The sequence below is a fragment of the Bacillota bacterium genome (assembly GCA_024653485.1).
Lineage (GTDB): Bacteria > Bacillota > SHA-98 > UBA4971 > UBA4971 > UBA6256.
The window spans coordinates 1-24,297 of the sequence record JANLFY010000017.1 but is presented as its reverse complement, the minus strand read 5'-3'; the positions used below and the strand labels follow the sequence as shown (position 1 = coordinate 24,297).

The following is a 24,297-nucleotide window of genomic DNA, read 5'->3' as shown; positions in this document are numbered from 1 at the left end:
AGGATCGACACTCGGGCATGTGACGACGCGGGAGGCTGCCCCGGAGCCGCAGACGCGGCACCGACCGGAGGTAACGCATGCGGAAGGGGCGGAGAGGGTGGCAAGACCGGTGAGTGCGGTGGAGGCTACGGAGGTGGTGCAGGCTATGCAGGATATGCAGGAAAGGCTCCTCCAGAGCCTGAAGCTCTACGTGGTGACCGACAGGGATCTTGCGAAGGGACGAGACGAGGAGGAGGTCGTGTCTCTCGCCATAGCGGGCGGCGCGACGGCCGTCCAGTTCCGCGCGAAGAACTGGGACGCCGGGCGGATGGTGGAGGTAGGGCTCAGGCTGAGGCGAATCACGAGGGACACGGGCACGCTTTACATAGTGAACGACCGCGTTGACGTGGCGGTCGCCGTGGACGCCGACGGCGTCCATCTCGGCCAGGAAGACTTCCCCGTGCCGCTCGCCCGCAAGCTACTGGGGCCGGACAAGATAGTCGGCTTGACCGTGCACAACGCCCAGCAAGCCGCGGAGGGGGAGGCTCTAGGCGCCGACTACCTCGGGACCGCTGCGGTGTTCCCGACCGACACCAAGAAGTACGCGGCAGTGGCCCCCCTTGGACTCGCGGGCCTGGCGGGGATCGTGCAGGCTACGCGCCTGCCCGTGGTCGCCATAGGCGGGGTGTCTAGGAGCAACGCGGCGCAGGTAATAGCGACGGGGGTCGCCGGGATCGCCGTCGTATCGGCGGTCGTGGCCGCGGAAGACATCCAGGCGGCGGCCCGGGAACTTCGGACGATCGTAGACGAAGCCCTTGCGCTGCGCGGAGGGGTCTTACGCGGAGGGGTTTGCAGGTAGCCGCTGACCTCTCTCGCAGGTGGCCACCTATAGTGGCTGCTGGGTAGCGGCTGGATAGCGACTGGAGCCTGAGACGAGCGGGACGCGTAGAGGGACGCAGACAGCCGGGGAGGGCCTGGGATCCTGAAAGCCCCTGAGGGCTTGGGAGGCGGTCGATCTAAGATGGAACGTCACGGAGACGAAAGCCGAGAGTGCAGGCGTCGAGGGGCAGAAAGCCGGGAGGTTGAGATGACGACCGGGACTGGTATTAAGGGTGGCGAGTTCGGTCTCATCGGCCGCATAAGGCGGCGCGTGGCAGCGGCACGCTCGGCGGCGTGCGCGGCAATCCTGGGGATAGGTGACGACGCCGCCGTACTGCGGCCGCCCCGCGGACACCTCCTGGCCAGCATCGACATGCTCGTCGAGGACGTCCACTTCGATAGGCGCCTTATCACCCCCTGGCAGCTCGGATGGAAGGCGCTCGCCGTGAACGTGAGCGACATCGCCGCCATGGGCGGCGTTCCCCTCTACGCTCTCGCTTCGGTTGGGCTCAACAACAGCGTCGGCGACGCGTACGTGGACGCCATCTACGACGGCATGCTGGCTGTCGCTGAGCGCTTCGTCGTTGAGATCGTGGGCGGAGATACGGTCAAGTCCCCGCAAGCTATCGTCATAGACGTCGCGATCATGGGACAGGCGGACAGCCCCGTCACCAGGGCTGGCGCGCGGCCTGGCGATCTCGTGGCCGTCACGGGCCACCTGGGCGCCTCCGCGGCGGGACTCGCGTGGCTCCTTCATTGCCGGACTGATGATGCAGTGGCCAGTCCCTCTCAGTCTGGGACCTCTAGGACGATGGCAAGCCCACGCCGGCCACGGACGACTGATAGCGGAGTAAGTGCCGCGATCAGCTCCGGCCCCGCCAGCCTCGCCAGCCCCACCTGGGTGGAGGAGCTTGTCCGGGCGCACCTTCAGCCTATGCCCCGGGTGCCCGAGGGCCAGGCACTGGCCCAGAGCGGAGCAGTCACCGCCATGATGGACATCAGCGACGGCCTTGCGAACGAGGTCAATCACATCGCAGAGGAAAGCGGTGTCGGCGCCGTGGTGTACGCGGTGGACGTGCCCATCAGCGAGGCCACCGCGTCAGCAGCGCGCGCTCTGGGGCGCGATCCCCTCGACTGGGCGCTGTTTGGCGGCGAGGACTACGAGCTCGTGTTCACTTTCCCACGCGATCGGATGGAAACCGTCTCGCGCGCGCTGGCCGCCGTAGGGGGACGCCTTCAAGTCGTCGGCGAGATTCTGCCCGGCGAGAGAGGGGTGAGCCTTGCTATGGCGGGCGGGGAGACCCGGGCACTGTCCCGAGCGGGATACGACCACTTTGCCGTCCCCATTTCGTAGAGTGCTCCCATTAGGATGCCATCGCAAGGCATTGCTGCGGCTGGGAGGTTTGCGTGTCCGCCAAGACAGCTTGGCGGACACGCCATATGCGACTACTAAACGCCTGTCTGGTCGCTATGCGTAGCAACAGCGGGATGAGCAGAATTCCGTGTGTCTGCAAAGAATACCGAACCCTCGGGTAGCGTTCCCTGTCCGGGAAGAACATGGGGAACCATCTTGAACTAGGCTATGCCTCGCGCCGGGTGCCGCGATGGTTTGCTGGTCTACGAAGCATCTCGGAGCATGCTTGTGCCTGACCGCGCACATACAGGTGCATTACGTGAGTCCTCAGTCTGACCCTCAACTGCGGCTGAAGGACTCGCACGGGAGGGTGTTGTCCCCGCGTCCCGTGCGTGCCCCTTCCTTTAGCTGTGGACTCTTGTCCCCTCAGCCTGCCGTGAGCGGTCTAGTACGGTGAGAAGCAGAGAGATCATGCAAGGATGACAGAGCGGTTAGGAGACTACTTCTTGCATCTGGAATTAGGGTTGACTTGTCACTTGAGGGTGACGATGGTATATTAAGTGTAGGAAGTGGAAATGTAGGAGGTGTACCATGCAGTTCGTGATACGAGGGACAGTCTTCAATCTGAGCATGGCGGATGTTGAGGAAAAGCTTGAATATGTCGAGCCGGAGGGCAAGTCTAAGTATCTGGTGAGAGTGAACGGCAAGGCGTATCCCATAAAGCAAGTCATATCTCAGGTCACGGGGCTCCCGCCCATAGGCTTTACGTCTCAGGACGCGTATAGAATCCTTAGCCGCTTGGGCTTTAGGGTGGAGCAAGATAGATGAAGCAAGAGACTAAGAAGACCGCGTAGCAAACTACCCTCGACTGTATCTGGAGGTGGCGCCGTGATGACGGGCAAGATCCCTTGTCCCATCCCTTACCAAGGAAGTAAGCGGCTCCTAGCCCCTAGAATCCTTGCGTTGGCACCAGCAGTCACTACAGGGCGGTTAGTTGAACCATTTGCAGGGTTCGCTGCGATTTCGCTTGCTGCAGCGAGTATGAACAAAGCACAGCGTTTTCTCATTTCTGACTGCCTGAAACCGCTCGCTGAGCTTTGGGTGTTGCTCCTTCAGGACCCTCACCGCCTTGCGCGGGAATACGAGGAGATTTGGCGCTCTCAGTTGGGCGATCCAAAGGCTACCTACAATCGTATTCGAGACGAGTTCAATCAGGATCAACAACCGAGTAAGCTACTCTACTTGTTAGCGCGGTGTGTCAAGAACGCCGTGCGATTTAACTCTGAGGGGAAATTCAACCAGTCACCTGACAATCGCCGGCTCGGTATGAGACCGGCCAAGATGAGAGGAGAGATTCTGCGCGCTCATCATCTTCTTGCCGGGCGAACTGTAGTGCTGTCAGAAGACTATCGGGACGTCCTACGGTTGGTAGAACCTGAGGATCTAGTCTATATGGACCCTCCCTATCAAGGAGTGAGTGGAAATAAGGATCGCCGTTATGTTAAGCCGCTGGATGTGCAGGTGTTTATTGAGGAGCTCGAACGGCTGAACAAGAAAAGCATTTCCTTCATGATAAGTTTCGATGGCAGATGTGGTATGCGAACCTACGGACGGGAACTGCCTTCACACCTCAAACTTAAGAGGATACTGTTGCCAGCAGGAAGATCAAGTCAAGCCACATTGCTTGGACGAGACGACGTGACCGTAGAATCATTATACCTTTCTCCAGCCTTACTAGACCGTCTCGAACACGAAGAGAGGCCAGCTCCTGAGCACAGTCAGGCATGTCTGTTTAATGTCTGAGCTAGCAGCTGTTTTATGAGTTCCGGCACTGGTATTCCCTCCTTTTCCGCCCTAGCTGCTATTGCGTCATACTCGTCTACTTCATCTTCGAGCCACGCGATTATCAGTTGGCGGATACGACGCAGGGCCACATGTGTGTAGGACTCAGGTGACCCCCAATAACAAGTCCTACATAGCTTGGGATCTTTGGTCTTGCGCCAGTTGTCACAATGTTCGCAAGACCAGCTCTTTCGTCTGTTGCAGGCCCCGCATAACAGCATGAAGGGTTCTAGTGAATCCTCTGTCGTGCTCTCATCGCCGCCCACCTCATAGGGGACGCGATGGTCAATTTGAAGATATCGGTTATCGTATTTTGTGCCACACATTGCACACTTTGAGCTGTAATGGTCGACCAAGCGCTTCTTGAAGGCCTTTGAAAAAGTGCGGCGTCCTCCCTGCTTACGGCGTTCTGCCGGCGTATCAGTATCCAGCACATACGCACCAATGGCTCTACCGGTCGAGGACCTTACCCTGATAGTTTTCAACGGAATACCGGCCTCACGCACACCCCTGGCTGCGCGCGGAGGATGGTTGTAACCCATATTCCTCAATTCTTCGGTGGTGACTCGCCCTTGTTGCCTGATGTGCTCAAGCACGATCCTGACTCGTCTACTCAGTTTTGCTACGGGTTGCCTCGAACTGCCGAAGCCATTGCGTCTGCCCTTACTCAAAACACCCTTCCTCCTAGATGGAAGCCTGTTACTTTCCGGGTGGCCCCAGTGACGGCAAGAAACCCATGCGCAGTGTGTTTCTTGTCAGCTGTCGTCTCATGAGGTCTCTTCTTCGAAAGCGCTCATTGTAAGCCGCGTATGTTGAGACATGGGTAATACCTTGCTCCGGACGCATCTTCGCACCCGATACGACGTGCCGTCCCTGGTTAGGCGAGTCATCAACTCTGCCTTTGAGCACCGTTCTCAACCCTCTAGAGGAGACAAAGACATCAGGCGTCGTCCTGTGAGCCCTGCCAGGTCCGCGCTTGATGGACTCTGGGGCAGAGACTATGCCCCGCTCATCAAGCAGTTCCGCCAGTACCACGTTCAAGACCTCTTCGCGAAATCCCGTATCAAAGTTCGCTATCGCCCCCTTCGCAGGGGCCATTCTCTCCATGCAGGCTTAAGCAGCCGCGAAACCCAAGCGAATCCTAGTAGTCTTTTTAGCCAACCCTCCCGGCTGTCGTGCCTAAACGCCGCAGTCGATGAGGCTTGATAGCATCAGGCGGTTAAACTATCTTACAATGTTGTGTTTACTACACTTTTCCTTGTTCTCCTGCACATACCGATCCCGGGAGCTGAATGACTGCATACGCCACTCTGGCGCTCCGCAGGCTTCCGAACACGATGATTCGGCCATCGCGGAGTGCTACGCACCCACAAACGGTCACCTCCCGTAGGTCTAGACTGCAGCCTAACGGCGGACTCACGGGCGGCTGTGTCTAAGTGACTGCTCAAAAGTGATCGACATATCTCGGTTTTCCATGTATAATGCCTGCTAGCTGCTCATTTGCTAGCAGGAGGTGCTGTATAGGTTGAGGTATGTTCGGTCCCTATCAGATGAGGAGGTAAGAAAGCTGGAAGTCACGCGACGCAACGAAGTTGGTCGGGTATCTCAAAGGGCTCACATGATTCTTCTTTCGAACCGGCACTACTGTGTGGCGGAGATAGCTCGGCTATTCGATGCCACTCAGGGTACCGTCCGGCGTTGGATCGAGCGCTTTGAGAAAGAAGGCATTGACTGCCTTGCCGACAGGCCTCGTTCCGGCAGGCCGCCGAAGGTTTCGGCGGCCACCCTTCCCCTCATCGAAAGGGATGTGCTTGCCTCCCCGGCGTCAAAAGGCTACCTGTTTAGCATATGGACCACGATCAATCTTTCGCTTCACCTCGTCAGGCAATATGGCACGCGTGTCAGCCAAGCCACGATACGTAGGATACTTATGGCGCTCGACTTAGCCCACTTGCGCGCCGGGTCCCTGTAGCACGTGTGAAACCCTGCGGCGCGACGCGAGCCGTCTCGCCATCCCCGTTTGCCTGTATTGGTCTGTTAGTCTGGTCGTTTGGCAGGTGCCCGGCTCCTGTCTTACCGCGCGCCCGCGAGCCTCACCGCTACAGCAGGCTCCTCTTGAACCATGCGACCGTCTTGCTTAGCACTTCGGCCTCCCACACCGCTGAATTGAACGTATGATCGGCTCCGGCGACTATGTGTACCTCGACGGTTCCGTCCGCTTCCTTTATGGCCCTCTCATACATCGCGCTGTGACTGACCGGAACGGACTCGTCACGGTCACCGTGGATCACGAGGACCGGGGCCTTGCACCTCTGCACGGTCTCGAGCGGTCGCGCCTCAGTAAGGGTCAGTATGAACTCCCTTCCGACGACGTTGCCCTTCACGTCAACTCTACGCGGTATCGCGAACGCTGCAAGCGCTGGTATGTGCTCGTTGCCATGTCCCTCAGGAGACTTGCCGGTGGCCTCATCGGCCCCAGGCGATGCCGGCTGGCCAGGGGCAGGGCCAGGCCTTTCAGCGCCCGTGACGCCGGAGCCGGGGGCTTCCCGCCACGCGCCCGATCGTACGGCGTCAAGGAAAGTCGCCTCCAAGTCCGCCACCGCCGACCACAGCACCACAGATCTAACTCTCGGATCATCGCTGACGCACGCAGCGACAGCCCCGCCCATGCTGAGGCCGAGTATGCCGAGATTGTTCCCGTCTACCCCTGGAAGGCCGGATGCATAGTCCAGCGAAGCCCTCGCGTCCGAGATCTCCCCCGGAAGGGTCATGTCCTCGAAATCCCCTTCGCTGTCGCCCGAGCCACGGAAATCGAACCTCAAGGCGACGATTCCCTCGCGCGCCAGTGCCTCCGCTGTCTTCACGAAGATGCGGTGGCGTTCGACCTTGGTTCCCGTAAACCCGTGGAAGAGGACTACCGCCGGGGCCTTGTCGTGATCCGGCGTAACCGGACGAGCGGGACGATGGAGGACGCCTATGAGCTTTTGCCCTTCGTTTGCAAAGGTGATTGACTCTCTCATGGTCAGCATGGCCACTCCTCCCGGAACGTCGCGCCTTGTTGTCGCATCTTGTTGTCACGTTCAGCAGGGACGCGCCGATTCCTTCTCCTAGAGGCTCGGTCAGGTGTAACTTGCACGTCTGGCGCAACTCGCACAAGGGCATCGTGCAGACGCGCAGCTCCCCCATGAGCAACCTGCACGAGCGCAACCTACACAAGCTCAACCTGTGTATTTCCGTTCTTGGCAGCCATCCGTTCCTCGATCCTGTCCAGGATAGCCCGAGAAAGCTTGAGCGTCGAAGCGGCCTTGGGCAAGGAAGGCCTTTCGTGAGCGCTCGGGAAGTACACCGCTACGTCCACATCCGAGCGTCTGGTTGCCTTTCCCATGGCATACGACCCGAAGAGAAATGCCAGGACCACGTCAGCTCTCGATGCGAAGTGCCGCTTGAATGTCATTGAAATCTGCGACATTTCACTGTCCGCATACGCCCGGTGCTTTGTGCTGGCTTCGCGTGCTTTCGTGGCAGTGGCGTCACCTGACAACTCGCTTGTGCTCGCTGGTCTTGCACCACCCGCGGGCACCGAGCCATTCCCTCACCAATCCCTCACAAGGCCCCCTCACGAGACCCCGAGGGCCCACGGACCGCGGAAGCAGCCTCAGGCGTTGCGTCTCGTCTACGGCCTGATCGTACCGGAGAGTCGCCGAGCCGGCAAGGAAATTCGTCCTCTCGGCAGACCGAGCGGTCTTCGCATGAAGCTGCACGGGCGCGAAAGCTCGAAAGCGCGGAAGCGCGCGAGCGTTTGAGCGCCGAAATGCCGGATCCGCGGACGCGAGGTTTACATTTCGGGTGCTTTACATTACAATGTGGATACCATGGCTCCTGCGGCTCCTGCGGCTCCTGCCGGTACGGGTGGCCTGAGCGGGGGGCCGCCCACGGGCGTCGCGCGCTCCGCGCGCAGGCCCGAGAGCGCGTCAGCCGGAGCCCCGCGTGAGGGGCCGGCGTGTGCGAGCACCAAGCGCGGGAGCGCCGCACACAGGAGCGCCGTGGACGGGAGCGTCGCGCACATGAGCGCCACGCACACGGCGCCAGGCACATGAGCGCCGCGCATGTGAGCCCCAGACGCACGAGCCCACAGATGTGAGCAGAGCAAAACGGCAGTCGGGAGTGGTGTCTAGCATGAGCGCTATAGCAGGCGTCCTAGGAGCGGCGGATCACAATATCGTTCTCCACATGCTCGAGAAGATGCGGCACAGGGGGGAAGAAAAGACCGTCGTCAGCCGAGGCCAGGTGGCCATCGGCCATATTGAGCTTCCGACCGACGCATCAGCTCGTTCGATTCAGGATGAAGGTGCGTTATTCCTGGACGGGCGGGCCTTTGCTGACGGCACGAGCCTGCTGACCCCCTCGGCTCTCCTACGGAGGCTCGCAACACAAGGCCCCGAGGCCGCCCTCGCGGGCGTGACCGGCGGCTTCACCCTGGTGGCGGCTCTCCGAGGCGGCAAGGGTACTTCCGTCCCGCCGCACTGCGCGACTCTACCCGGAAACGTCGTCATAATCGCCCGGGACGTGCTTGGCAAGAAGCCGCTGTACCTGGGCTACGACGGCGACAAGGTTCTCTTCTCATCGGAGATGAAGGCGCTAGTCGGGATCGCGAAAGACATCGTCGAGTTTCCGTGCGGGACCGTGTCGACCGACGGAAGGACTTTCCACAAGTTTGCCTCCCTGGAGTTCCCTCCGCCTGAGGTCACCGATGTTGACGAGGCCGTGGAGATCATACGTCGCGAGCTTCGGGCGGCCGTCGCGCGTCAGCTGCCGTCTTCCGTGTCTTCCTCGTCTTCTCTGTCCTCCGTGTCTTCCTTGCCTTCCACGTCTTCCGCGTCCCCTGCTTCCTCCGGGTTGCCATCCTCCTCCGAGTCCTCCGAGTCTTCTGCGTGTTCTGGAACCTGTGGCGTCTTCCTGTCCGGGGGACTCGACAGCAGCATAATCGCGTGCCTGGCCCGCGAGCTCACCAGCGACCTCAAGTTCTTCTCCGTGGGCGTGGAAGGCTCGGAGGATGTGGCGCGAGCCACGGAGCTCGCGGAGTATCTCGGAGTGGAGCACCACGTTCGGACCTTCTCCCTCGCAGATATGGAGGAGGTGCTTCCCAAGGCGATATACCACATGGAGTCGTACGATGCCCCTCTCATCAGGAGCTGCGTCCCCAACTACATGGTCGCCGAGATGGCGTCGCGCCACGGTGTCAGAGTGGTCTTGATAGGGGAGGGGGGTGACGAGCTATTCGCGGGATACTCGCATCTTCGCGCCATCGAGCCCGGTCTCTTGCACCATGACTTGGTCGACCTGCTGAAGTCCTTGCACAATACAGGCCTCCAGCGTTGTGACAGGATGCCGATGGCATGGGGCGTGGAGGCGAGGGCTCCTTTCCTCGACGAGCGTTTCGTAAGGGCTGCGATGACAATACATCCTTCGCTGAAGATCGCCGGGGAAGGCGAGACCAAGGTGGAGAAGTGGATATTGCGCAAGGCCTTCGAGAAGGAACTGCCACCATCCATAGCCTGGCGCAAGAAGCAGATGTTCTCGCAGGGGGCGGGGTCCATGCACATGCTCGAGAGGGCGCTTGCGTCCAAGGTTAGCGACGAGGACGTGAGGCGCGAGTGTGAGGCTATCGCGCGCTGGGGGCTGAGGAATAAGGAGGAGCTGCACTACTTCCTCGTGTTTAGGAGGTCTTTCCAAGACACCACCACGGACCCTGACGCCATCTCGCTGCCTCCGGTGGGCCGGACGAAGGTGCTTTACCAAGATCGGGCGACCCCTGACCCCGTATTCACGCAAATGGACCAGCGACTGTAGTAGCGTGAAGCTCTTGTGGGTGAGTGTGGGGTCAATGATGAAAAGAGACCTCCAGGCAGTCGTCCCGGGCAGTTGTCATGAGGATCGCATTGAGTTGCTCGGTAACACTCCTGCTGTGTCATGAACTCAAGAGACGAGTGCATCCGCCCGGTGTTGTAGAACTCCATGTACTCTGCCGCCTGCTCGTATCCATGGCATAAGTCTCAAACCCATGTAGCGATAAGCGTTCCTCTTCCAGCAACCTGTGGAACGCCTCCATCTGGGCGTTCTTGTCAGGGGTGCTTGCGTGCATTCTCTCATGCTTCACGCCGTAACGGCTGTAGGCCTCCTGAAATACATCTGCTATACTGTGGCCTGTCATCTGTCCGTATCGCAGGCCTGTAGTCGCCATGTAATGGCTTCCTTCCATCGAGCCGTTGCCAGTCTCGACCGCTTCTCGAGTCACCGCAAGATTCCGCTACTCCATGTACCTCCTCAGCGTCACATCTACGCTTCCTCCCGCTCCTTCTCCACCACCCCCAGGCTCCCCTGTTTAAACCAGTTAGGGGGCTTGTAGGAAGCCGTACTCGGTAAGAAAGGCGGGAGTATCGTGGAAGCTCTTGTGCCTGCAGGCCCCATCAAGTTGCACATGCTCGACGTCTCGAGGTGAAGAAATGAACCAGGGAAGAGCCTTGCATCAAGGGACACACTGTGGTGGCCTGCATACGACTGGTGAGCACGGCGCGGCCACTGGTGCCGGGGTGCCGCACCTGAGTGCCGCACCTGGGTGCGACAGAAGTTGCCGGAAGGACTGGTGAGGCCGCGGCGAGACCGTTCATCATCCACTCTGGCGGGGGCTGCGCGACATCAAGTCGCGGAGCCCCCGCCTTTTCTTGTCCGGTGAAGCTGCGAGAAGGAGGATTTCCGAAACCCACGTCGAAGTAACACCCTGCTGGTGCACAAGTGTGCTGCACAGATGTGCAAAGGAGGATCGAGGTGTCTTTCGACAAGAGGGTTCTCCATGAAATCGCTCACCAGTACTACGAGCTCGAGCGCACGCAAGAAGAGATCGCGAGGAGTTTGGGCATGTCGAGGAGTCAGGTATCGCGGGCGCTGAAACAGGCACGCGATGCCGGCATCGTGCTCCTGAAGGTCATTGATCCTGACGTCGACTATAGTGACCTGGCGAGGGCGCTGAAGGAGAGGTTCGACCTCAAGGACGCCCTCGTAACAGGGGGGATTGACTCGCCGCGACTCCTCGCGCAGAGCCTGGGGCGTGCTGCAGCGAGCTACCTTGCCCGCTCCGTCAAAGACGGATCGGTGATTGGAGTCTCATGGGGAGCGACTCTGCGGGAGGTCGCGACGACGCTCGACGGTGCCGTGTCGGCATCGCTCAAGGTCACCGTGGTACCACTGCTTGGCGGGCTCGGCCAGGTCGCAGCCGATCTCCAGATCAATGAGCTTGCCGCGAGGGTTGCGAAGTCGCTTGGCGGAGTCAACCTCTACCTCCACGCGCCATCGTTCGTTGACACCCCTGCGGCGAAGGCGGCCATCATGGCTGATAGCAACATAAAGCGGGTCGTTGAGTTGTGGGAGCACGTGGACGTAGCACTGGTCGGAGTAGGGACCTTCAGGCCGCCTTCCACTCTCCTCGAAAGAGGCGGCTTTCCCGATGCGGAGCTCCGTGAGCTGCGGAGAATGGGTGCGGTGGGTGACATGTGCATGCGCTTCTTCGACGTCCATGGCAGTCCTCTCGAGACGCCGCTGAACGACAGGATCATCGGGGTGACCCTGGAAGAGCTCGGCCGCATGAAGAAGGTCGTAGCCGTTGCGGGCGGGGCCAACAAGACCGAGGCGATCCTTGGTGCCCTGCGCAGCAAGGTCGTGGATGTGATCATTACTGACGATGCTGCAGCGAGAGGGGTGATGTCGCTGGCCTAGAGAAGCTCGGCGGGCTGTTCACTCCACATCTAGGCTGACTGGAGGTGTCTTTCGTGGGGCTTGGTCAGGGGGCTCTCGGTCTCGGGGTGTCCTACCTTCTCGCCGTCGGGTACCTCGTCCTCATGTGGGTAATTGGGCGATACCTTACGGCACATTATCCCGAGGAACACAACGTTCGCTGGGACACGCGGACCATCGCCAGGGTAACCATCCTGGCTGCGGTGTCCGGCGCGGGAGCGATGATAAAGGTTCCTGGGCCCGCCACTACTATAGCTCTTGATGCGTCGGCGGGTTACTTCGCAGCGGTGTTCTTCGGCTGGCCGGTGGGCGCAACGGTCGCTGCCATTGGCTGCTTCATCAGCAATGCTCTCGGTGGTTTCGCGAGCTGGCTCCCCATGGTGCCGATATACCTTTCGGGGATGGCGCTTACCGTGACGCTGACCGCGTTCGTGGCGAAGAAGGCGGGGGTAGTGCCTGCCGTCATAGTCGGCACGATCGCGAATACCGTGACGTGCCTGGGACCTTGGGTGATCATGATCGGGATGCCGCTCATGCTGGCCATCCTTCCATCGCAGGTCATTGGATCGGCGGCGAACGCAGCGATCGGTCTGGTCGTTGCTGGAATGTTGAGGACCGCCCAGCACAGGAAGAGGCCTGAGCAGGTAGCGTGAGCTTGTCGTAGCGTGAGCTCGTCTGTGTTGTGAAGACAGCCGGACGAGGGTATCAGCGCCAGAACGCCGGTGCGGGCGCGCGGTGTGGGCGCGCCTCGAATCGCACGGCGCACGGGCGGGGCTCGTGGCTGGTAGAGAGGTGTTCCTTGTGACGGACAAGGTCATATCGTTGAAAGACGTGAGGTTCAAGTACAAGGGGTCTGGCCGCTGGGCGCTGGACGGTGTGTCGCTTGAAGTCGCAAAGGGCGAGTGCGTAGCGGTGTTGGGCCCCACAGGCTCTGGCAAGAGCACCCTGTGCGGCGTGATGAACGGCACGGTGCCTCTCTTCCTCGAGGGCGATCTCCAAGGCGACGTGGTGGTGGACGGCATGGTGCCCGCCAGGGTCGGCACAGCCAAGATGGCGGCTCATGTTGGGCTAGTCTTCGGCGATCCTGACATGCAGCTCTTCGGGATGACAGTCGAGGAAGATGTGGCGTTCGGCCCAGCGAACCTCGGACTGGATTACCGAACGATCATGGAGCGCGTGCGCAAGAGCCTTGTCGACATGCGCCTTGCGGGGTTCGAGAGGCGCGCTCCGTACAGACTCTCCGGCGGTGAGAAGCAGGCCACGGCCATAGCCGGCGTATACGCTATGCTTCCCGACATCATGGTCCTCGATGAGCCTACCTCAATGCTCGATCCACAAGGCAAGGCTCGCGTCTTCGAGATCATCAGGCGATTGAAAGAAGAGCTCGGGATCACGGTGGTCCTCGTGGAGCAGGAGGTAGACGACGTCCTCCAGCTGGCCGACAGGGTGTTCGTGATGGGGGCGGGGAGGTTCGTCTTGCAAGGCACACCTCGCGAGGTCTTCAGTCGCGTGGCCGAGGTGGCGGCCGCCGGGGTCCGCGTCCCACATCTGGTCCAGTTTGGCACCCTATTGCAGGCGGAGAAGGTCCCCTTCACATTGGACGAAGCTGTCGAGCTCGTGGAGAGGGGCGCGTGGCGGAAGGCGGACAACGTCAGCGCTGGCGAAGGTCAGGCCACAGCGCAAGACCGCCAGGCGACCTGCGTTGCGCGGTCAGCCCCTTCGGAATCCGTGCGGATCAAACCTGGAAACGCACTCATCGAGGTGAAAGAGCTCGAACACGTGTATCCACAGGGCTCCGTTGCACTGCGCGGCGTGAGCCTAACGGTCAAGGAAGGTGAATTCGTGGCGATAGTCGGGCAGAACGGTGCTGGCAAGACCACTCTGACGCGCCACCTCAACGGATTGCTCAAGCCGACGAGAGGGGACGTACGGATCGGTGGCAGATCGATCAAGGATCTGACGGCCGCCCAAGTGTCACGAACGGTCGGATATGTGTTCCAAAACCCTGACGAGCAGCTATTCTGCAACAGCGTGGAAGAGGAACTACGGTTCGGGCCCAGCAACATAGGACTCATCGGCAAAGAGATCGATGAAAGGGTTCAGGAGATCCTTGAGGACATAGGGCTCGCCATGTACCGCGACGTGTGGCCGAAGTACTTGACGAAAGGCGAGCGCCAGAAGCTGGCTCTCGCTTCGGTTGTGGCCATGGATCCCGCAGTGCTCATCGTGGACGAGCCGACCACCGGACTTGACTGGTCGGAGTCGCTACAGATCATGGACTACCTCAAGAGGCTTGGCGAGGAACGAGGCAAGACAATCCTCATAATCACGCACGACATGAACATCGTCAGCCTGTATGCAAGGCGCGTCGTGGTCATGGCGAGAGGCCGAGTGGTTGGCGATGGTTCACCGCGCGAAGTGTTCTCCGATTGTGAGCTGATGGCGGAGGCGAACTTGAAGCCCCCTGCCATTGCAGAGCTGTCGACCGCGCTGTGTGGCCTAGTGGCCCTCACACCCGAGGAGGCGGTCGAGGCGTTCATGCACCTGGAGGCCTCAAGGGAGGGCTTGCGATGATCGTCGAGTATGAGAGCAAGGACACTCCGATACATTCCCTCGACCCAAGGGCCAAGATCCTCTGGCTTCTGGTCGTCGTGGTCGTCAGCGTTATCTGGTCGGATCCCGTGTACCTTGCCGGGCTAGCGGCGAGCGTGTTCCTCTTCGGAGCCTTCGCTCGGTTCCCGTGGGGGAGGCTCAAGGGGCTCGTGACCTTCCTGGCAGTGGTAGCAGTGGTGATCACGCTTGCCCAGGGCGTGTCGTACACCCCGGCTGTCGCGCATCTGCGGACACCAGGCCGGGTACTCTTCCATGTCGTGCCGGCATGGGTGCCGGGCATCGGTCCGGCGTGGCCTGTGAAGCTTGGCGGATTTCTCTACGGGATCGGGATGACACTCAAGGTCCTCACCGTCCTGGTGGCCGTCGCTGTGCTGGGGTATGTGACCTCGCCGTCAGAGATAGTCCAGCTCATCGCGAGGATTCCCAAGATGCCGTATCAGGTGGGGTTCATTGTCTCGACTGCATGGAAGTTCGTTCCTGTGGTCCAAGCCCAAGTGCGATCCCTGATGGACGCTCACAAGTCAAAAGGGGTGGAGCTCGAGCGGGGCAGCTTCGTGGAAAGGCTCAAGAAAACCTCACGGGTAGTGTCGCCCCTCTTCGCCAACGCCCTTTTTATGGCAGATACACTCGCCCTGGCCATGGAGTCGCGCGCTTTCGGCTCGAGCAAGCGGTTCACCTTCCTGCGGCCATATAGGTTCAAGACGCCTGACTATGTGGTGGTCTTGGCGTGCATTGGTGCGGCGATCGCGAGCGTAGTGGGTCTCGCCGTCTACAAGGTGGGAGCGCTCTGAACTATGAAGACCGTTGTTGCGCTGGGTGCCGCTGCCATCGATATGTTGTTCAGAGTGGACAGGCTTCCGGGGCCTGATGAGATGGTATTCGCTGAAGACGGTCCCTATCTATTGCCCGGCGGCTCAACCGCGAACATCGCCGTGGGCCTGGCTCGCCTGGGATTGACCTCGCGTTTCGTAGGGAAGGTCGGCCGTGACGACAACGGGAGGCGACTCCTCGAGGCGTTCGAGCGCGAGGGGGTGGACTCCTCGTTCGTCCTTGTCGATGACCAAGGGAGGACCGCCGAAACCATCATCGCTGTTGATCGCAAGGGCACGCGGGTCATATTCTCGCTGGGTGGCACGGCCATTCTCGAGGCACCGGGGGAGTTCCGGGAAGAAGCCCTTGAAGGTGCGGCCGCCCTCTACGTTGGCGAGGCAATGCCCTCCGTCGGCGTGAGGGTCATGAGAGCCGCAAAGGACAGAGGGGCTCTCATTGTCTATGGCCCGGGCGGCGCGCTCTCCGGCCTGGGAACGGACGCGCTTGCCGACATGATACGCCTCGCGGACTATCTCGTGCTCAGCCGAGGCGAAGTGAGCCTCCTTACCGGAAAGGCAGACCTTGATGCGGCCATGACCGCGCTCACGGACGCGGGCGCGACGCGTGTAGTGGTGACTCAAGGAGACAGGGGGGCGGATCTCTTCGAGCTAAACGTGGACGGGGGGACGCCAGCTGGGACCGTTGAGAGATGGCATCGTGACGCCTTGAAGGTTCCAGTTGTGGATACGACAGGTGCTGGAGACGCCTTTACATCGGGATTCATACGGGGCGTCGTCGCCGGCCTCGAGCGCGACCAGTGCTTGGCCTTAGGCAACGCATGCGGGGCGCTCGCAGTCTCGAAGATGGGAGCGAGGGAGGCATTGCCCGTCTGGGAAGAGGTTCGCGCTTTGATCGCGCCGCCTGGACGGCCATCGGGCACATCGAGTAAATCGAGCACAAGGAGTTGGAGAGACACAGAAGATGGAAGTGCTCCGGCGAGTGAATAGCGAGCTCTTGCTTAGGGCAACGGGTTGCCTTGCAGGATTGGCAGTGGGCGATGCGATGGGAATGGCGGTCGAGTTCATGACGAGGGAAGAGATCAGGAAGCAGTTCCGCAGGGTCGATCGATTCCTCCAGCCCCTTCCAGGACACGTCCACACGGGCACACCGGCGGGTAGGGTGACGGACGACACCGAACAGACATGGGCGCTCGCGCGGGCGCTCCTGGCCTCGGGACGCATCACGCCACGCGTGGCGGCCGACGCATACCTCGAATGGGCGGACCGTACGAACGCGTTCGAGACGTCCTTCCTCGGCCCTAGTTCGAGGAGTGCCCTAGAGCGCCTCCGCTCAGGGGAAGACCCGACGCGCACGGGCGAGAAAGGGGCGACTGTCGGAGCTGCGATGCGTGTTGCGCCTATCGGCATCGTGAACGCCGGGGACCCGGCGGCAGCAGCAAACGAGGCGTACCTCTCATCGCTCCCTACACACGGTGTCAACATCGCAATAGCGGGTGCGTGCGCTTTGGCGGCCGGCGTTGCGTGTGCTGTGGCTGGAGGATCGCTCGACGCCGTGGTCGAGGCTGTCCTGGCCGGTGCAGCTACCGGGCAGCGTCTAGGAGTCCAGTGGGCGGGCGCCACGGTGCCGGCACGCATGATGTTGGCGCTCGACTTGGTCCGACGCTACAAGGACGAGCCCGAGAAAGCCGAGGAGGCCCTTTACGAAACCGTCGGGGTCGGCATGTGCCCGGCCGAGCTCGTGGCGACAGCTCTCGGCCTGGTCGTGCTCTATGATGGACGTCCGCGCGCTGCGATCCCGGCCGCCGCAAGTATGGGGGGAGATACAGACACGCTTGCGGCCATGGTTGGCGCTCTCTCAGGGGCGCTCGGCGGCATCGATGCCTTGCCGCCGGATTGGGTGACGACGGTGGAGCGGATGAACGATCTCAATTGCGAGATCCTGGCCAAGCAGCTCATCGAGGCTCGTGCTCGCAGGCTGGAGGCCGGAGACGTTCGGAGGGACGAATCGTGACAGGCAAGGAAGTCAGGCTGCGGAGGATTTTCCGAGGGGGCAGGAGCTTTGTCAGCGCCCTCGATTACGGTGCGTTCATGGGACCGGCCCCAGGGATACACGATCCAGCGTCCATCGTACGACAGGTCGTGGAGGGTGGCGCGGACGCCATTCTCGTCAACCCGGGCGTGGCCAGGAGCGAGTGGCCGACGTATGCCGGGCGGTGTGGGCTCATTGTCCGTCTCACGGGAGGCGCGACTCGCTACAATCCCGACATGTCCTACCACACGCTCGTCTGCGGCGTGGAAGAGGCTGTATCGCTGGGGGCCGACGCTGTGTGTGTCATGGTCATCGTGGGTGCCTCTCAGGAGCAGCGCATGTTCGAGAACATGGCGCGTGTCGTGTCGCAGGCCGCAAGGTACGGCTTGCCCGTGCTCGCTGAGGTCATTCCAGCCGACACGAGCATGAACAACGATACTGAGTGCATAGCGATGTGTGCCAGAGCAGGGTACGAGCTTGGCGCGGACTTCATCAAGACCTACTTCACCGGTAAGGGCTTCGATAGGATCGTCAACGCGTGCAGGGTCCCGATAGTGATCGCGGGCGGACCGCGCACATCGGACCCCATCAGCGTGACCAGAGAGGCCCTTGACGCAGGGGCGGCGGGGATCGCGTTCGGCCGTAACGTCTTCGAGGCGGAAGACCCTGGGGCTATGGCGCGCGAGCTTGCAAGGGTGGTCCACGGAGATGGACGAGAGGAAGTGTCTTGGCGGTGAAGGCGGCTGTGTACTATAGCCCGAGGGACGTGCGCGTGGAGGAAGTCCCCATGCCGAGACTCGAGGCGGGTGAGGCCCTCCTGAAGGTCGAGTACTGTGGAGTCTGCGGGACGGACGTCAAGACGTACCTGAGGGGACACCCCATGTTTGAGCCGCCGTGCATCCTCGGCCATGAACCGGTGGGCGAGATCGTGGAAGTGCGTCAAGGCCGTGCTGGGCGGGGGATGGAACGCTTCTCGGTCGGAGACAAGGTGGCGGTAGCGCCCTACGTTCCGTGCGACAACTGTCGGCAGTGCCTCAAAGGAAGGCAGGAGATGTGCGCTTCGAAGGACGGGATATCAGGCGCATTTTGCGAGTACGTCAGAGTCCCCAGCCAAGTCCTGGCCAAGGGGGTGTCCAGGATCCCCGACGCCTTGTCGGCGAGGGTTGCATGTCTCGCCGAGCCCCTGGCGTGCTGCCTGAACGCGCTGGAAGTCACACCGTTCGACCCGGGTGATTGCGTGCTCGTCCATGGCGCCGGCCCCATGGGCCTTCTCATGCTGGAGCTGTGCAAGGCGAGGGGAGCTGGGTCGATTCTCGTGAGCGAACCGTGTGACGCGAGACGTTCCGAGGCCCAGCGGCGCGGCGCCCAGGTCATTGACCCGCGGCAAGAAGATGTGCGCGCTCGAGTCTCGTCGGAGACACGAGGCGATGGCGCCGATGCAGCCTTCATATGCGTGGGCGCAGGTGACGCCCTCAAGGATGCTGTGGCGTCCGTCGCCCCCGGCGGCAAGGTGAACGTCTTCGGGGGCTTCCCGAGCGGATCGAGCGTGGCTCTGGACCCGAATGCTATCCACTACCGTGAGGTCGCGATCCTTGGTAGTTTCGGCTTTGCTCCTCGTCACTTTCACATGGCCATGAGGCTCCTCGGGTCGGGAAGACTCGACGTCGAGGACCTCGTGAGCCGAGAGTTCACCCTTGAAGACGTTGGGCTCGCCCTGGACGCCGGGGCCTCCGGAGAGACCCTGAAGGTGCTCTTGAGGTGCTCTTGAGGCTCGGCACGGGCGACGCTCCTTAGGCGGTTTGGGGCGCTCCCCCGGTATCGCCGGAGTACTCGTGATGATGGGCGGAGATAGCGGAGATATCGGGAATGGCGAGGGTAGCGATGATAGCGAGGACGGCGAGAATGGCGAGGGTGGGCGCGAATGAGTGGTGACAGAGCGTTCGTTGGGATAGACATAGGCACGTCCTCTGTGAAGGTTGGTCTTCTCGCGGGGGACTCATACCGCGTTATAACCCGTCCGGCCGGTCTGAGTACGTCTGCGGCCGGCGCAGCTGAACAGGACGCTCGTATGTTGTGGGTCACGGTGGCGGAGGCGACCCGTGAGGTATTGCGGGCATCGGGAGGACCGCGCGTGGAAGCGGTCGGCCTCTCGGGACACAGCCCTTCCTTGCTGGCTGCAACACTCTCAGGAGACCCACTCACCCCGGTGATCACGTGGATGGACAGAAGACCGCTGGAGCACGGACACTGTTCCGCGTGCCACGCCTCGGCAGGCCACGACTGCGGAGCTATCGGTGATGGACCGTCGTTTGAGGCTACCGCGCGGTGGATCGCTCGTCTTCCTGAATGCCGAGAGGACAGCGAGAAGACACTGCTCCAGCCGAAAGATTTCATCGCCCTTCGCCTCACCGGCAGGACGTGCATTGACTCTTCGTCCGCCTCTTGCTTCCGGTGGTACGATGGGGCCAAAGGCTGGAACGTTGGACAAGACCTCGATATCGCCGGTTTGCTGCCCTCGGTTGTCCACCCATGGGAGGCGTGTGGAGTCGTCACGGCTGAGGCCGCCCGCGCAACAGGGCTCCCTGCCGGCATTCCAGTAGCCTCGGGCGGGATAGACGCGGTCATGGAAGCCCTGGGCGCAGGGCTCGTCGACACGGGGGCTGCATGTGACGCTACAGGCACGTCCACGTGCGTCTCGGTGGTGCAGCCAGCGGAAGAGGGCAGGGGTGGATCGATCAGACATGTGGTATCGGGCAAGATCATCAACGTCGCCCCAGTGTCGTACACGGGTGGCTCGCTGAAGTGGGCCCTGTCCGTACTCTATCCCGGGGAATGCGGCGCCACCCGAGATTGGAGTCGCCTCATAGCCGAGGCCGGTGCCTCTTCTCGACCTGGGGCTTCTGGACTCCTCTTTGTCCCGCACCTCGTTGGCCAGAGGAGCCCTCAGGCGAATCCGCACGCAAGAGGCGCGTTCGTCGGACTCGCGCCAGGACACACCAGGGCCGACATGCTGACGGCCGTGCTCGAGGGGTGTGCCTACGCCGTCAGGGAGAGCCTCGAAGCAATGTTGTTTCGGATGAGTAGCGCCCACATGGTGAGAGAAGTGAGAGCGGTTGGTTCCGGGGCGAGGCACGATCCGTGGCTTCAGATCAAGGCGGACGTGATGGGCGTTGCGTATACAGGCATGGCCGTCACGGAGGGAGCCGTGCTCGGAGCCGCCATACTCGCGGGATACTGTTGCGGGGCGTTCACGTCGATCGAGGACGCTGCGGGGCGATTCGTGCGGAACAGGCGGGTCTTCGAACCCCGCGACGAGGCTTGCCGCGTATATGAGGCCATGTACCAGGCCTACCGAGAGGCGAGCGCAGGTCTTGGGCTCGCTCAGAAGACGCTGGCAGGCATCAGATGGTGAGAATCTCTTCGTCAAGCCCGCTAGGGACGGGGGGAAGGTCGCGGAGAGCAGAGGAGATCCCCTGAGCCCAGCTTGGGCCGATGACCTCACGCTCCGGTGTCCTTGTGCCGTTGGCGGGCGCCATGTGCTGAACGGATCGGCACTGATGCGGTGAGTCGATGCGAGACTCGGAGGACGAAGTATGCCGAGAGATATCAAGCTGATGACATTGAGCCTGTTCCTCTGGGGATGGGGGTACGGTCTGTATGCGTACGTCTTTCCATTGCACATCCGGTCACTAGGTGCCTTGCCGGGCGAAGTCGGAGCCGTCTTCTCCATCATGTTGATCGCCCTTGCCGTCTCGTACGTGCCCGGCGGGATTATCGCGGATAGGTGTGAGAGGAAGCGAACGATTCTCCTTTCCTGGCTCATAGGTGTTCCTGCGCCTCTCCTCTACTACTTCGCCGCTGACTACAAGGTCATCGCGGCCGGAGCCGCGCTTTACTCGCTGTCGATGGTAGGCTATCCAGCGATGAACGCGTACGCGGCGCAGAAAGCCCCTGCAGGCATGTCCGGCCTCGCATTCGGCGTGATCAACTCCGGATACGCAGCTGGAATGATAGTCGGTCCTGTGTTGGGCGGATGGCTTGCGGAGATCGTCGGCACGAGGAACGTGTTCCTGATCAGCTTTGCATTCTTTGCGGTTGCCGTGGCGGTGCTGTGCCTAATCGGCTCTCAGTCGCCCGGCTGCGCCGCTTGCGAATCGCACGCGCGGAACAACGCCACGCCGGGACGCTCAACGCAAGGGTACGCAGGCCTTCTACGACAGGGGCGATTCCGCAGATTCGTCGCGACTTATTCGTGCATGGCAATCGCCTACTACATGATCCAGCCCCTCGTGTCCCAGTACTTGGGAGATGAGATGGGAGCGAGCTTGTCGTTCATCGGGTTGACCGGGTCCATCATGTCGCTCGGCCAGGCGACCATAACGCTCGTGCTCGGTCGATGTGCAGACAAGTGGGGCACAGCTGTCGCTCTTGGGGGGAACGGATTCGTGTTCTCCGTGGCCGTGCTCGGCCTCGTGACAGTGCGCAGCATCGCGCTGCTTGCCGTGGTCGTGTTCCTCGCGGGCGCGTTCATGGCCGGTCAAGGGGTAGCTCTCGCAGGTGTCGGAGAAGCCCTCGGCGGGTCGGCCACGGGGCGAGCTTTCGGCCTCTTCAACCTGGCCGTGGCCGCAAGCTCGATAGTCGGTCCGTACGCCGGCGGCATCTTGTACGAGAGATCGTCGACTGCGCCGTTCCTTGCGTCCGCAGGAGCATCCGCTTTACTGTCGTTGGTGCTACTCTTGGGCGGACGCAGATCATGCCACAATAAGGAGAGCGGGGAGGTGGTTCATCCAGGGGCACCTGCGCTTTCGGACGGTTCTCCGCTGACTAACTCTTACCTAGGAGGGACAAGAGATGCGTAGGACTCTCGTCTTGTTCGTGATCATGTGCGTCGTTGCATGTATTGCGCCTGTCACGTTGGCCCAAACGGCGAAGCCAACAGGGAAAGTCGTGGTCACTGTGACCGGAGACATCGCCGTCAAGAACTCCGACGCCGGGCTTGAGTTCGACATGGCCATGCTCGAGGGGCTCGGCTTGACCAAGTGCGAAGTGAAAGACCCCTGGCTTGGCAAGAAGGTGTATGAGGGAGTCCTCATAAGTGCGATTCTCAGGCACGCGGGAGCGGCTGACACAGCCGACGAAGTCGTGGTGGTCGCGAAGGACGGAAAGAAGGTCACTGTCAAGGCCGCGGATGTCGCCAAGTATCCCATAATCCTTGCCACGAAAGACGGCGGTAAGGCGATAGGAACCGGTCTCGGCGGCCCGGTGAAGTTGGTGTTCCCGTACGACACGCATCCAGAGGTGGAGAAGGCCTACGATAAGAACGCCTGGAACTGGTATGTCGTGACGCTAGAGGTGAAAGCGAAGCCATGACTTCCCAGTGGCTCAAGGGGTTGTATCGGGCCTTCCTTGTGCTCACGGCATGCTTCCTGGCGGCCGCTGCGACTGCGGCCGCCAGCGGCGGCCCTGGCGATCAGACTCGTGCTGTGGTAGCGCTCGTAATCCTCGATGGCTGCCCGGCTCAGTCGCTAGACGCGCTTCCGCCGGAGGCATTCCTCAGACGGATGGCGTCGACAGGGCTTTACCAGCATGTGAAGACTGTGTTCCCGTCCTCCACGGCTGCCGGGCATGCAGCGATATTGACCGGCAAGTGGCCGGAGGAGAACGGAATAACTGGCAAGCAGTTCGTTGGGGAAGACGGGGAGCTATCAGGCTTCAGCTCCCCTTCGCTGCTCGAGGCGCGCACCATCATTCAGCGAGCAGCTGAACTTGGCATACGGACAGCGTTGGTCTCCGGGAAGGAAGGCGTTCGAACGCTTTTCTGCGAAGGTGCGGACCTGGCCGCAAGTCCGGCGACGGCACCGCCATGGGTGCTCGAAACCGTTGGACCCCCTCCGGACGAATCCGCTCAGTACGAGGACTACTGCGGCTGGTACGAGAAGCTCGACGGATGGGTGGTAGACGTGGCGTGTGCCTTCGCGAAGGATGCGGGGCCTTCTTCGTTCATCGTGCTCAACCTTGCCGGACCGGACAAGGTGGGCCACAGGTGCGGACCTGTGCCGGCTCGTGAGACCACCAGGTGTCTCGTTGCGGCCGGAGAGGCCCTCGAGAGACTGACGGCAACTCTCGAGGAGGTCGCGGGCACGAATTGGGCCGTGGTTGTGACCGCGGACCACGGAATGACCTACGTGGACAAGGCGATCACACCGGCGGACCTCCTGGACGGCTTCGATGAGGCTGACTGTGTGTACAGCCTCGACGGAGGAGTAATGGGCGTGTGGCCCGCAGCGACGAAGCAGGACGCCGTGGTGGCGGCCCTCAAGGGCGCCGAGGGTGTGCTGGGAGTGATCACGACCTCGAGCGCAGAGCGTGCGTCCCTTCACGCCGGCCATCCGAGGAGCGCGCCGATCATCGCGATTGCAGAACGAGGCTACATGTTCATCGAATCCGCCGCGTTCATGGAGTACACGAAGGGCAGCCATGGCGCGCTTCTAGACACAGACGTGACCGTTCCATTGATAGTGTACGGTCCTCAGGCGGGCAGGGTTGACCTCAGCAAAGTCCGCGACACGGTTGAGATAGCGGCAGTCACAGCCGAGCTCCTGGGGGGACTCGGCGACTAGGGCCGGGCTGATCGGGCCGGCGTCGTCCGGCCTTAGTCGGCGGACGGCCGCGGCCGAGCCGCGAGAGAACGGTTCAGTAGTTGGTAGCGTAAAGTCTTTGCACATGAGTGTGGAGCAATGAAGAAGAGAGACCTAGGGCAGTCGTCCCAAGCAGTTGCCGCGAGGATGGCTGCACTTCCCTTGGATGGAGGGAGGGGTCTCTCAATGATGGACATTCGGCATATGGTGGCGACGGTCCACTTTTTGGTGAGAGGGATTTGTGAGCTTCTTAGGGACTTCAATCCAAGGCGTGGCCTAGAAGCTAGTCACGGACCGACCCCCTGGTTTTGGACATTAGGCTCTAACAGATGGTAGTTTCATGTT

The 24,297-nt window shown here is 61.4% G+C and carries 22 protein-coding genes; 18 read left to right on the top strand and 4 right to left on the bottom strand.

Features of this window, described 5'->3' with window-relative positions; all coding sequences use genetic code 11:
• Window positions 1-154 precede the first annotated feature (154 nt).
• The 4 genes from thiE to NUW12_11380 all read left to right on the top strand — a co-directional run bounded on the left by thiE (window position 155) and on the right by NUW12_11380 (window position 4,015).
• Window positions 155-838: a thiamine phosphate synthase gene (gene thiE / locus NUW12_11395; protein ID MCR4403356.1), complete on the top strand. Its 684-nt coding sequence runs from the start codon at window positions 155-157 to the stop codon at window positions 836-838.
• 162 nt (window positions 839-1,000) lie between these two features.
• Window positions 1,001-2,212, top strand: a complete 1,212-nt coding sequence (locus NUW12_11390; GenBank protein ID MCR4403355.1) for a thiamine-monophosphate kinase — start codon at window positions 1,001-1,003, stop codon at window positions 2,210-2,212.
• A gap of 591 nt (window positions 2,213-2,803) precedes the next feature.
• Window positions 2,804-3,040 (top strand): hypothetical protein, encoded by a 237-nt coding sequence (locus NUW12_11385; GenBank protein ID MCR4403354.1) that lies wholly within the window; start codon window positions 2,804-2,806, stop codon window positions 3,038-3,040.
• Between the two features lie 63 nt (window positions 3,041-3,103).
• Entirely contained in the window at window positions 3,104-4,015 is a 912-nt protein-coding gene (locus tag NUW12_11380; GenBank protein MCR4403353.1) for a DNA adenine methylase, read from the top strand.
• On the opposite strand, the gene NUW12_11375 is transcribed toward NUW12_11380, so the two are convergent.
• Both NUW12_11375 and NUW12_11370 read right to left on the bottom strand, forming a co-directional pair.
• Complete coding sequence (locus NUW12_11375; protein ID MCR4403352.1) at window positions 3,991-4,380, bottom strand: HNH endonuclease; 390 nt, start codon at window positions 4,378-4,380, stop codon at window positions 3,991-3,993. The two genes, NUW12_11380 and NUW12_11375, sit on opposite strands and share 25 nt — an antisense overlap.
• A gap of 373 nt (window positions 4,381-4,753) precedes the next feature.
• Window positions 4,754-5,089: a hypothetical protein gene (locus NUW12_11370; protein MCR4403351.1), complete on the bottom strand. Its 336-nt coding sequence runs from the start codon at window positions 5,087-5,089 to the stop codon at window positions 4,754-4,756.
• Window positions 5,090-5,579: 490 nt separating this feature from the next.
• Between NUW12_11370 and NUW12_11365 the strand changes: the two genes are divergently transcribed.
• Window positions 5,580-6,026 (top strand): helix-turn-helix domain-containing protein, encoded by a 447-nt coding sequence (locus NUW12_11365; protein ID MCR4403350.1) that lies wholly within the window; start codon window positions 5,580-5,582, stop codon window positions 6,024-6,026.
• Between the two features lie 127 nt (window positions 6,027-6,153).
• On the opposite strand, the gene NUW12_11360 is transcribed toward NUW12_11365, so the two are convergent.
• Window positions 6,154-7,083 (bottom strand): alpha/beta hydrolase, encoded by a 930-nt coding sequence (locus NUW12_11360; GenBank protein ID MCR4403349.1) that lies wholly within the window; start codon window positions 7,081-7,083, stop codon window positions 6,154-6,156.
• Window positions 7,084-7,262: 179 nt separating this feature from the next.
• Entirely contained in the window at window positions 7,263-7,523 is a 261-nt protein-coding gene (locus NUW12_11355) for a nucleotidyltransferase domain-containing protein (GenBank protein MCR4403348.1), read from the bottom strand.
• Window positions 7,524-8,230: 707 nt separating this feature from the next.
• Here NUW12_11355 and NUW12_11350 point away from each other — a divergent pair.
• The 13 genes from NUW12_11350 (at window position 8,231) to NUW12_11290 (ending at window position 23,934) form a co-directional block, all read left to right on the top strand.
• Entirely contained in the window at window positions 8,231-9,904 is a 1,674-nt protein-coding gene (locus tag NUW12_11350; GenBank protein MCR4403347.1) for an asparagine synthase-related protein, read from the top strand.
• A gap of 975 nt (window positions 9,905-10,879) precedes the next feature.
• On the top strand, window positions 10,880-11,824 hold the full coding sequence (locus NUW12_11345; protein MCR4403346.1) for a sugar-binding transcriptional regulator: 945 nt from the start codon (window positions 10,880-10,882) through the stop codon (window positions 11,822-11,824).
• A gap of 53 nt (window positions 11,825-11,877) precedes the next feature.
• On the top strand, window positions 11,878-12,495 hold the full coding sequence (locus NUW12_11340; protein MCR4403345.1) for an ECF transporter S component: 618 nt from the start codon (window positions 11,878-11,880) through the stop codon (window positions 12,493-12,495).
• A 124-nt stretch (window positions 12,496-12,619) separates the two neighbouring features.
• Window positions 12,620-14,416 (top strand): energy-coupling factor transporter ATPase, encoded by a 1,797-nt coding sequence (locus tag NUW12_11335; protein ID MCR4403344.1) that lies wholly within the window; start codon window positions 12,620-12,622, stop codon window positions 14,414-14,416.
• Window positions 14,413-15,246: an energy-coupling factor transporter transmembrane protein EcfT gene (locus NUW12_11330; GenBank protein MCR4403343.1), complete on the top strand. Its 834-nt coding sequence runs from the start codon at window positions 14,413-14,415 to the stop codon at window positions 15,244-15,246. The genes NUW12_11335 and NUW12_11330 overlap by 4 nt, the downstream gene beginning before the upstream one ends.
• 3 nt (window positions 15,247-15,249) lie before the next feature.
• Window positions 15,250-16,272 (top strand): carbohydrate kinase family protein, encoded by a 1,023-nt coding sequence (locus NUW12_11325; protein ID MCR4403342.1) that lies wholly within the window; start codon window positions 15,250-15,252, stop codon window positions 16,270-16,272.
• Entirely contained in the window at window positions 16,247-17,296 is a 1,050-nt protein-coding gene (locus tag NUW12_11320; protein MCR4403341.1) for an ADP-ribosylglycohydrolase family protein, read from the top strand. Before NUW12_11325 ends, NUW12_11320 begins: the two co-directional genes overlap by 26 nt.
• Complete coding sequence (locus tag NUW12_11315; protein ID MCR4403340.1) at window positions 17,293-18,051, top strand: 2-amino-3,7-dideoxy-D-threo-hept-6-ulosonate synthase; 759 nt, start codon at window positions 17,293-17,295, stop codon at window positions 18,049-18,051. Before NUW12_11320 ends, NUW12_11315 begins: the two co-directional genes overlap by 4 nt.
• Window positions 18,048-19,082 carry an alcohol dehydrogenase catalytic domain-containing protein gene (locus NUW12_11310; GenBank protein ID MCR4403339.1) on the top strand — a complete coding sequence of 345 codons (1,035 nt, stop codon included), beginning with the start codon at window positions 18,048-18,050 and terminating at the stop codon, window positions 19,080-19,082. Before NUW12_11315 ends, NUW12_11310 begins: the two co-directional genes overlap by 4 nt.
• 153 nt (window positions 19,083-19,235) lie before the next feature.
• A complete protein-coding gene (locus tag NUW12_11305) occupies window positions 19,236-20,726 on the top strand; it encodes an FGGY-family carbohydrate kinase (GenBank protein MCR4403338.1) in 1,491 nt (496 codons plus the stop codon).
• A 181-nt stretch (window positions 20,727-20,907) separates the two neighbouring features.
• The gene (locus tag NUW12_11300; protein ID MCR4403337.1) at window positions 20,908-22,173 is read left to right on the top strand and encodes an MFS transporter; all 1,266 of its coding nucleotides are present in this window, start codon (window positions 20,908-20,910) and stop codon (window positions 22,171-22,173) included.
• Complete coding sequence (locus NUW12_11295; protein ID MCR4403336.1) at window positions 22,166-22,684, top strand: molybdopterin-dependent oxidoreductase; 519 nt, start codon at window positions 22,166-22,168, stop codon at window positions 22,682-22,684. Before NUW12_11300 ends, NUW12_11295 begins: the two co-directional genes overlap by 8 nt.
• Window positions 22,681-23,934: an alkaline phosphatase family protein gene (locus NUW12_11290; protein ID MCR4403335.1), complete on the top strand. Its 1,254-nt coding sequence runs from the start codon at window positions 22,681-22,683 to the stop codon at window positions 23,932-23,934. The genes NUW12_11295 and NUW12_11290 overlap by 4 nt, the downstream gene beginning before the upstream one ends.
• Window positions 23,935-24,297 lie beyond the last annotated feature (363 nt).

Excerpts from the sequence above, each read along its gene's own strand:
- thiE (MCR4403356.1), top strand. The coding sequence starts at position 155 with ATGCAGGAAAGGCTCCTCCAGAGCCTGAAGCTCTACGTGGTGACCGAC.
- NUW12_11390 (MCR4403355.1), top strand. The coding sequence starts at position 1,001 with ATGGAACGTCACGGAGACGAAAGCCGAGAGTGCAGGCGTCGAGGGGCA.
- NUW12_11385 (MCR4403354.1), top strand. The coding sequence starts at position 2,804 with ATGCAGTTCGTGATACGAGGGACAGTCTTCAATCTGAGCATGGCGGAT.
- NUW12_11380 (MCR4403353.1), top strand. The coding sequence starts at position 3,104 with ATGACGGGCAAGATCCCTTGTCCCATCCCTTACCAAGGAAGTAAGCGG.
- NUW12_11375 (MCR4403352.1), bottom strand. The coding sequence starts at position 4,380 with ATGTGTGGCACAAAATACGATAACCGATATCTTCAAATTGACCATCGC.
- NUW12_11360 (MCR4403349.1), bottom strand. The coding sequence starts at position 7,083 with ATGCTGACCATGAGAGAGTCAATCACCTTTGCAAACGAAGGGCAAAAG.
- NUW12_11355 (MCR4403348.1), bottom strand. The coding sequence starts at position 7,523 with ATGTCGCAGATTTCAATGACATTCAAGCGGCACTTCGCATCGAGAGCT.
- NUW12_11350 (MCR4403347.1), top strand. The coding sequence starts at position 8,231 with ATGAGCGCTATAGCAGGCGTCCTAGGAGCGGCGGATCACAATATCGTT.
- NUW12_11330 (MCR4403343.1), top strand. The coding sequence starts at position 14,413 with ATGATCGTCGAGTATGAGAGCAAGGACACTCCGATACATTCCCTCGAC.
- NUW12_11325 (MCR4403342.1), top strand. The coding sequence starts at position 15,250 with ATGAAGACCGTTGTTGCGCTGGGTGCCGCTGCCATCGATATGTTGTTC.
- NUW12_11320 (MCR4403341.1), top strand. The coding sequence starts at position 16,247 with ATGGAAGTGCTCCGGCGAGTGAATAGCGAGCTCTTGCTTAGGGCAACG.
- NUW12_11305 (MCR4403338.1), top strand. The coding sequence starts at position 19,236 with ATGAGTGGTGACAGAGCGTTCGTTGGGATAGACATAGGCACGTCCTCT.
- NUW12_11300 (MCR4403337.1), top strand. The coding sequence starts at position 20,908 with ATGCCGAGAGATATCAAGCTGATGACATTGAGCCTGTTCCTCTGGGGA.
- NUW12_11295 (MCR4403336.1), top strand. The coding sequence starts at position 22,166 with ATGCGTAGGACTCTCGTCTTGTTCGTGATCATGTGCGTCGTTGCATGT.
- NUW12_11290 (MCR4403335.1), top strand. The coding sequence starts at position 22,681 with ATGACTTCCCAGTGGCTCAAGGGGTTGTATCGGGCCTTCCTTGTGCTC.